Here is a 9,126-nt window from a genome sequence, read left to right on the forward strand (position 1 = left end):
TGGTGGTCTCTTTTTTATTTACACATCACGTGTTAATGAGCCCACGAATAGATACATTAATATTACAGATAAATTGCAAGATTTACCTTTAATTAACAAAGCACGCAAAGTTCTTCTATAATTCATAAATTATGCTAAAGTATTAAATAGTTATTAAGAACTAACATGGAAGGAATATTACGATATGGAATCGAGTCAACACTTTAAAATGTATAAAAAGGGTAAGCAGTGGTGCACAATGGCTTTAGCTAGTGTAATGGTTGGCCTGGGAGCTTTAGCTACAACCCAAACTACCGCCAATGCAGACACCACTACTACGACCGATAATTCAGTGGATACTACCCAAACAAGTGACACTTCAAATGACGTTCAGACGAACTCGGTAACATTACAGTCTGGTTCTGACTCGACTTCAGCTAGTAATGTTAATACGACTGGATCTGACAATTCTTCGGAACAATCTAGTCAATCGAATAGTAATAGTAACAGTACTGTCCACGCACCACTTTTACTATACAGTGTTCAAACTAATAACGATTCCACCACTAAAAATGGGGTTGTTTCAGAAGATGGCTCGAATTACTATTACGTGAATGGACAAAAGCAAACAGATTACTTCTATACTAATGATAGTGGTCAAGTTTACTATTTTGGTGACGATGGTAAGATGTACCAAGACCAATTCTATAGTAACTGGGGTAATATGTACTACTTTGGCGAAGATGGTGCTCGCTATACTGATCAGTTCTATAGTAACTGGGGTAACATGTATTACTTTGGTGATGATGGTGTTCGCTACACTAACCAATTTTATAGTAACTGGGGCAACGTTTATTACTTTGGTGAAGACGGCGTTCGGTATACTAACCAGTTCTATAGCAACTGGGGCAATCTATACTACTTTGGTGAAGATGGAGCCCGTTATACAAATCAGTTCTATTCTAACTGGGGAAATACCTATTACTTTGGCGAAGATGGAGTACGCTACACCAATCAATTCTATAGCAATTGGGGCAACCTATATTATTTCGGCGATGATGGGGTCCGACTAGATAATGGTTTTTACTATGCTTGGGGAAACGTCTATTACTTTAAGAATGATGGTGCTCGGGCAACTAATGAAACCGTAAGTGTTGACGGAGTCGGAGATCTTTACTTCGATAATGATGGGGTATTAGCATATGACGCTAGTGGAACGAGCCAAAATGAATTCATCTCAAGTATTGTGAATGGAGCGATTGAAGGTTGGGTTGATTATGGTGTATTACCTTCATTAACGATTGCGCAAGCAATTATTGAAAGTGCCTGGGGGAAATCCAGTTTATCAGCAACTTACCATAACTTGTTTGGGATTAAGGCTGGTTCTTCTTGGACTGGTGCTACGGTTAATATGTCAACTGGCGAATATTACAATGGTAGTTACACAACGATTGTGGATGCTTTCAGAGCGTACAGCAGTAACAATGATTCCGTAAAGGATCATTCCTTATTCTTAGTTAACAATTCTCGTTATAGTAATTTGCTATGGGATAAGAGTTCTGATAGTGTCACAGCTAAGATTTATCAAGATGGGTATGCAACCTCGCCTACCTATACTTCAACCCTGCGCAATGTCATTAGTAACTATGGTTTAACTGTTTTTGATCAAGTTGCTTTTAAAATTAAAGACATGGGATACTAATTTTGATACTCGACAATCTGACTGGGTTGTCGAGTTTTCTTATTTTTATTTTAAGAAAGTTATAATGTTTCATTAAGATTACAAAAAAGTTGCAACTTTTACCTTTGATTAACAATCACTTTGATTCACTAGGATTTCATAAAAACTATGGTAAGGTATAAATATCGTAAAAAGGAATTCGAAATTGATTCAAGTAATTAACAATTTCTGTTTAAGTACGAAAGGATTTATAATTTATGGAATCTAGTAAACACTTTAAGATGTACAAGAAGGGAAAGACTTGGTGCACGATGGCAATTGCAACAGTTTCTGTTGCATTAGGAACTTTAGCAGTTGCTAGTCCAGTTACGGCTAATGCAGATACAACTACCGATACAACAACTGCAAACCAACAAACGACGGCATCAACCTCAACTACTGACAGCTTAAGTGCTTCATCAGTTGTTCTAGCTTCTAATTCAGCTACGTCAACTTCAACAGCAGCAAGTTCTTCAGCTGTTGAATCCACGTCCACGGCTGCTGATAATGTTACATCAGCTTCATCCGCAACGTCAGCATCAGCATCTTCAGTTGCCAGCGATTACACTGGTGAACAAGTCGAAGACGGTGCTACTTATTATTATGTAAATGGACAAAAGCAAACGGATTACTTCTATACTAATGATAGTGGTCAAGTTTACTATTTTGGTGACGATGGTAAGATGTACCAAGACCAATTCTATAGTAACTGGGGCAACATGTACTACTTTGGCGAAGATGGTGCTCGTTACACGGACCAGTTCTATAGTAACTGGGGTAACTTATATTACTTCGGTGAAGATGGAGTTCGTTATACGGACCAGTTCTATAATAACTGGGGAAACACCTACTATTTCGATGAAAATGGTGTTCGCTATACTAACCAATTCTACAGTAATTGGGGAAATACCTACTACTTTGATGAAGACGGTGTCCTATACAGAAATAAGGAATACGATAACTGGGGTAATAAGTACTGGTTTGACGCTGACGGGGTGTTAGCAACTAATACGACCGTTTCAATCAATGGAACTGATTACGTGGCTGATGCAAATGGAGTTTTGAGTGAAAGTGGAGTTTCTGCTGCTGTTGCCAAGGCCATGACCGCGTTAGGTATTCCATATGTCTGGGGTGGTAACACTACCGCCGGCTTTGACTGTTCTGGATTAGTTCAATGGGCCTATGGTTTAAGTTCAGCTTACCGGACGACTTACACGCAACAAACGCTTGGAACGCACGTTTACTCAAATGTTTCGGCGGCTCCATATGGAGCCCTGCTTTTCTTCGGTAGTGACAGTGCTCCATACCACGTCGCTATCTCCTTGGGTGATGGGACCTACATTAATGCACCAGAACCTGGTGACGTGGTTAAGATTAATTCCCAAAAGTACTTTGCACCAAGTTATTATGTAGTGATTGGACAATAGTTATTTGTTCGAAATACTGTTATAATATATACGGGTAAGAAATACAGAGGGAGAAAACCATGAAAAAAAATAAAGTGATTACATCAATGGCTGCTGTTGCATTAGTTTTGTCTTTAGCTGCCTGCGGTAAGAGTGCAACCGACAGCTCAACCACGACGAGTGATGCTGATTCAGTAAGCTCGCATAAAGTTGCTAAGAGTTCAAAGAGTACGAGTTCAACTAGCAAAGATGCAACTAGTAATGACAATAGTAGTTCAGAAACTAGCAACAATAAGGCTAGTTCTACTACTAAGAATAGTAGTTCGACTTCTGCTAGTGCACAAAGTATTAACAAGACTAATACTAGTTCTAATTCATCAACGTCGACGGAAGCAGCTACTTTTACCGCTGCTGATGCGCGGACGGTGTTGAAGCAACACTTCGGTAATCAAGCTGGTAATAAACAACAAGATGCATCAACCACGCAAAGTCAGGTCGATGCGGTGGATAATCTAGCGGCTTCATACAACGGTGATAATACTTGGACCTTATCTGGGACAGTTAATGGTCAACAAGTATCATATACAGTTAGCCAATATGGTGTTCAATAAGATTAATTGATTAGGTATAATAAAAGACGGTACGATTAGGTATCGTCTTTTTATTTAGAAGGAGAGGTTATGAATAAATTATCAATTATTGTTCCTTGCTATAATGAGCAGGAATCGATATCACTATTTTATCCAGCTGTCGAAGAAGTTGTTAATAAAATCGAGGGATTAGAAGTTGAATATTGGTTTGTTGATGATGGATCAAAAGATAATTCATTAGCCGAAATGAAACAGTTGCATCAAGAAGCCCCTTCACGGGTTCATTATGTGACCTTCTCACGGAACTTTGGGAAGGAAGCGGCCCTGTACGCTGGTCTTCAAGCCGCCACTGGTGATTATGTCGTGGTAATGGATGTTGACCTGCAGGATCCCCCGTCATTTTTACCGGAGATGTACCAAATTTTAACCACAACGGATTATGATTGTGTCGGTACTCGGCGGACAACGCGAACTGGTGAGACGAAACTAAAATCATTTCTTAGTGATCGATTTTATGATGTTATCAATAAGATCTCAAATACCAATATCGTGAATGGAGCTCGTGATTTTCGGATGATGACGCGGCAAATGGTTGATGCGGTTCTATCAATGACCGAATATGATCGATTTTCTAAGGGGATTTTTTCTTGGGTCGGTTTTAAGACTAAATATCTGGAATATCAAAATATCGAACGAGTTGCGGGGACCACAGGTTGGTCAATGCGGAAACTATTTTCGTATGCTATGGACGGCATCATTGATTTTTCTCAAGCTCCGCTTTCCATGGCCGTTTGGTTAGGGAGTGGAGCTTTCGGCTTATCCATTTTAGGCATCATTGTCGTGATTATTCGACGACTCCTAGTTCCTTCCAGTAGCACCTTTGGTTGGGCTTCATTAGTTTGCATCATTTTAATGATTGGTGGTTTACAATTACTCTGCATTGGAATAATCGGTAAATACATTGGAAAAATTTACATGCAGGTAAAAAATCGGCCAATCTATATTATTAAGGAAAAGAAATGATAAAAGAACATCGACAAATCCTCTTTTGGTCACTAGAATTATTAATTTTAGCGGGGCTCTTATGGGTTGGTAGTCAATTACAGTTTGTATTAGAACCAATCATTACTTTTGTTTCTGCGGTTTTTGTTCCCTTGATTATTTCAGTGTTTCTGTACTACATGTTAAGTCCCCTGATGAATTTAATCATGAAGCTAAGAATTGGCCCCTTCAAGATTCCACGCTCACTTGCAAGTCTATTCATCGTTTTATTGCTGATTTTGCTGGTAGTTGGGGGAATCAGCGCCTTGATTCCTTCAGTAATTAACGAATTCAATCAGTTAATTCAATGGCTTCCAGGCGCCGCCAAGCAGGGACAAGAACTCATCAATCAATGGTCACACTACAAATGGGTCAAACAAATTGACTTATCTGCTTATTATGATCAAATTAATCAATATTTAACCCGCTTTGCGAAACAAGCGGTGACGACCTTATCGTCTAGTGCGGGCTCCATTATTGGAACGATTACCAGTACGGTTATTATAACGATTACCGTGCCAGTGATGCTCTTTTATATGCTCAAGGATAGTCCTAAGCTAGTGCCTAGTATTCAAAAGATATTTAGTCCGCAACGTTCACAAGAAGTCAGTGATCTTTTACATCAGATGAATCGGACTTTATCAAGTTATATTTCGGGGCAGGCCATTGAATGTTTATTTGTGGCGATTGCTACCTCGATTGGTTATCTAATTATTAATCAACCACTGGCCATTGTTTTAGGTGTCATTGCTGGAATCGCTAATATGGTACCTTATGTGGGTCCATATATTGGAATTGCGCCCTCTTTATTAGTATCGATTGCCATTGCTCCTAATAAAATTATTTGGGTGATTGTCGTAGTCGTCATCGTTCAACAAATTGATGGGAACATTATCTATCCCAATATTATTGGTCGCTCGCTCAAGATTCATCCATTGACGATTATCGTGCTATTACTAGCGGCAGGAAATATCGCCGGAATTCCAGGGATGATTTTATGCATTCCTTTCTATGCGGTGATTCGAACCGTAGTAATCTACTTCTGGAATATTTGGCAATTACAATCTGAAAAACAAGAATAAGTAAAAAGCGCCTTGCCGGAGTAAGTCCAGCAAGGCGCTTAATTTATCAATATCCGTAACCAGTACTAGTCCCATATGTTGATCCATAAGTCGTACCGTAGGAACTTCCATAAGAGCTCGAAGTCCCATAAGAAGAAGATCCATATGAACTGGAGCTCGATGGGATCGTAAATTCAGTATTGTTATACTCATCATAAGAAGTGTAGTTAACATTATAGTTATACAACTTCGTTTCGTTATTAGTGACCTTCTTAGCTTTTAAGCCGAGGGCATGGCGAACTAATTTCGAAACCCGGTTAATTTCCTTAGTAGAAGCAATTTGATATGAGGTTCCATCAATCGTCGCATCCTTACCAATGAAGTGGTAGGTCTTAACGTTATTCATAGCAACCTTATAGTTGGAGTAGATCGTTGAAACACCACTTAATGGAATATTAGTTTTAACGCCAGATTCCACGGCATCTAGCATCTTATTAAAGGCTTTCAGAGAAGCATTCTTCTTGAAGGACTTGATGATACTTCCAATGACCTGTTGTTGCCGTTTTTGACGACCGTAGTCATTATTAGGATCGTCATAACGCATCCGCGAGTACTTCAAAGCATTTTTACCATTCAAGTGTTGCTTGCCCTTTTTAAAGGTGTGACCTTCATAAGTAAACTTAAATGGATTATTAACATCAACCCCACCAACAGCATCAACAATCTTTTGGAGGACGCTCATGTTAACTAAAGCATAATAGTCAACGGGGACGCCTAGTAATTCCTTAATTTGTTTAACGGATTGTTTGGCACCACCAATGGAGTAGGCAGCATTAATCTTAACGTATTCGGTATCGCCATCCGAAGTCGTGACTTTAACTAAGGTATCTCGAGGGATTGAGGTCATAGTAATCGTTTCTTTTTTCGGATTAATCGTGATTAATTCAATTGAATCGGTATTTCCGTCACCCCAAGTGGATTCAGAACGACCTAAGGCCCCTTCATCGGTTCCCATTGCTAAAATAGAAATGGGTTTACCTTCCCGGAGTTTTTTAGAAACCTTGGCTGAGTTCGAAAAAACACTCGAAGCGGTTTGTTGCAATTGATAGTATTCATAACCACCTAAGACCGCGATTAACAAGACAAAGATGACAACGACACGCCGAATCACCCGGTAAACTCGATTACTATTGTGATAAGGCGGCCGTGGGTTCGATCCAGCTGGCTCTTGATCATTGCGATTATGCCGATAACTAGATCGAGATTCAAAATCATTATTCATGATAATACCTCTAATTTTTACTTAACTTTTATAATTTAGCACAAGCGACGGGACTTATCAATCCACTATTCTAGAACTTAAGAAGAACTTATCAAGAAGATCGATGACTTTTTAATGAATATAGTAATTAGCTTTTAAGTATTATATAATGAAAAAGATTATGTGCATGAAAGGAAGCAAGTCATGACAGGTAAGCAAAACCTAGCCAATGCAGTCAATCAACGACAGACCTTTGCGATTATTTCCCATCCCGATGCTGGTAAAACCACCATTACGGAACAATTACTGCTCTTCGGGGGCGTGGTTCGCGAAGCCGGGACCGTTAAAGGTCGGGGTAGTAATAACTTTGCCAAGTCGGATTGGATGGAAATTGAACAAAAGCGGGGGATCTCGGTCACTAGTTCCGTGATGCAATTCGATTATGCGGGCAAGCGAATTAATATTTTGGATACTCCCGGGCATGAAGATTTTTCAGAAGATACTTATCGAACCTTGATGGCAGTGGATTCTGCCGTTATGGTGATTGATGGGGCCAAGGGGATCGAACCCCAAACCCGGAAGTTGTTTCAAATTTGTAAGATGCGAGGGATTCCCATCTTTACTTTTATTAACAAATACGATCGAGATGCTAGAGAACCCCTAGATTTAATGAATGAGATTGAAGAGACCTTGGGGATTGAAACTTATCCGATGGATTGGCCAATTGGGATGGGTCGGCAATTTATGGGGGTCTACGATCGCCATAACCATCGGGTGGCCTTAACTCACCCTCAAGATGAAGCTAATCCCTATTTACCATTGGATGACCAAGGGGAAGTAATTGGTGAAAATCCATTAGCTGGGGCTGGAGAATGGACAGATGCCTTAGAAAGTATGGAGCTAATTAACGAAGCCGGGAGTGAATTTTCGGCTGCCAAAATTGCGGCTGGTGATCAAACCCCTGTTTTCTTTGGCTCGGCCTTAACTAATTTTGGGGTTAAGACATTTTTGGAAACGTACTTACAATATGCACCGGCTCCTAGTGCACACAAAACGGAGTCAGGGGTTGCAATTGATCCATTATCAACCGACTTTTCGGGCTTTGTCTTTAAGATTCAAGCGAACATGAATCCAAAACACCGGGATCGGATTGCCTTTGTACGAATTTGTTCGGGGGAATTTGATCGGGGCATGGATGTGACCTTGGAACGGACGCAGAAGCCATTGCGGCTTTCAAATGTCACCGAATTTATGGCGAATACGCGCGAAAACGTTGAAACGGCGGTTGCAGGTGACATTATCGGTTTGTATGATACCGGTAATTTCCAAATTGGGGACTCCATCTATACTGGAAAGACCCCAATTAAGTTTGAAAAGTTACCACAATTTACCCCTGAATTATTTGTTCGAGTATCGGCGAAGAATGTGATGAAGCAAAAGTCCTTTCATAAAGGAATTAATCAATTAGTTCAGGAAGGGGCTGTGCAACTATATACTAGTTACACTACGAATGATTACATTTTAGGTGCCGTCGGGCAGTTGCAATTTGAAGTTTTTAAATTCCGGATGCAAAACGAATATAATTCCGAAGTGATTATGGAACCAATGGGGAATAAGACTGCCCGGTGGATTAATCCGGATCAGTTAGATCCTAAGATGTCGTCGTCACGAAATATTTTAGTTAAGGATATAAATGGAGCGCCGTTGTTCCTATTTGAAAATCAATTCGCGGAAAATTGGTTTAAGCAGAAGTATCCAGATGTTGAATTGGAGAAGAAGTTGTGAGATGAAGAAAATCATAAATATTTGTGAGAATAGATGGGTAATAAATTTAACAATAGTTTTAGGATTTGCAATTTTAACTATTTTTCAAATTAAACCTTTTTTTGAAACACACACTATATTTGTCTCGTCTGACTTCACATTTCATGCCAGTAGAGTACAAGAAATATATGATAATTTAAAGCAAGGCAGTATATTCACGTTTATTGCTACTCATACTTTTCAAAATACTGGAGTTGGGAACTTCCTATTTTATCCGACTGTATTTTTATACCGTGGCAATCTT

At 39.6% G+C, this 9,126-nt stretch carries 7 protein-coding genes and 1 pseudogene; 7 read left to right on the plus strand and 1 reads right to left on the minus strand.

What is annotated here, in order from left to right; all coding sequences use genetic code 11:
* Positions 1-184: 184 nt before the first annotated feature.
* From PS3_RS10205 to PS3_RS08645, 5 genes are all read left to right on the plus strand, one after another.
* Positions 185-1,681 carry a glucosaminidase domain-containing protein gene (locus tag PS3_RS10205; RefSeq protein WP_081478428.1) on the plus strand — a complete coding sequence of 499 codons (1,497 nt, stop codon included), beginning with the start codon at positions 185-187 and terminating at the stop codon, positions 1,679-1,681.
* Between the two features lie 236 nt (positions 1,682-1,917).
* Positions 1,918-3,126: an NlpC/P60 family protein gene (locus PS3_RS08630; RefSeq protein ID WP_040468766.1), complete on the plus strand. Its 1,209-nt coding sequence runs from the start codon at positions 1,918-1,920 to the stop codon at positions 3,124-3,126.
* Between the two features lie 59 nt (positions 3,127-3,185).
* A complete protein-coding gene (locus PS3_RS08635) occupies positions 3,186-3,716 on the plus strand; it encodes a hypothetical protein (RefSeq protein WP_040468768.1) in 531 nt (176 codons plus the stop codon).
* A gap of 69 nt (positions 3,717-3,785) precedes the next feature.
* Entirely contained in the window at positions 3,786-4,718 is a 933-nt protein-coding gene (locus PS3_RS08640) for a glycosyltransferase (protein ID WP_007122703.1), read from the plus strand.
* Positions 4,715-5,818, plus strand: coding sequence for an AI-2E family transporter (locus PS3_RS08645; RefSeq protein ID WP_007122704.1), 1,104 nt, complete (start codon positions 4,715-4,717; stop codon positions 5,816-5,818). Before PS3_RS08640 ends, PS3_RS08645 begins: the two co-directional genes overlap by 4 nt.
* Before the next feature lie 46 nt (positions 5,819-5,864).
* Here PS3_RS08645 and PS3_RS08650 read toward each other — a convergent pair whose 3' ends face one another.
* The gene (locus PS3_RS08650; RefSeq protein WP_007122705.1) at positions 5,865-7,079 is read right to left on the minus strand and encodes an LCP family protein; all 1,215 of its coding nucleotides are present in this window, start codon (positions 7,077-7,079) and stop codon (positions 5,865-5,867) included.
* 183 nt (positions 7,080-7,262) lie between these two features.
* Between PS3_RS08650 and PS3_RS08655 the strand changes: the two genes are divergently transcribed.
* Complete coding sequence (locus tag PS3_RS08655) at positions 7,263-8,843, plus strand: peptide chain release factor 3 (RefSeq protein ID WP_007122706.1); 1,581 nt, start codon at positions 7,263-7,265, stop codon at positions 8,841-8,843.
* Between the two features lies 1 nt (position 8,844).
* Positions 8,845-9,126: pseudogene (locus PS3_RS10720) on the plus strand (hypothetical protein); the annotation flags it as partial.

Origin of the sequence: Limosilactobacillus gastricus PS3 (genome assembly GCF_000247775.1) — a bacterium.
GTDB classification, from domain to species: Bacteria; Bacillota; Bacilli; order Lactobacillales; family Lactobacillaceae; genus Limosilactobacillus; species Limosilactobacillus gastricus_A.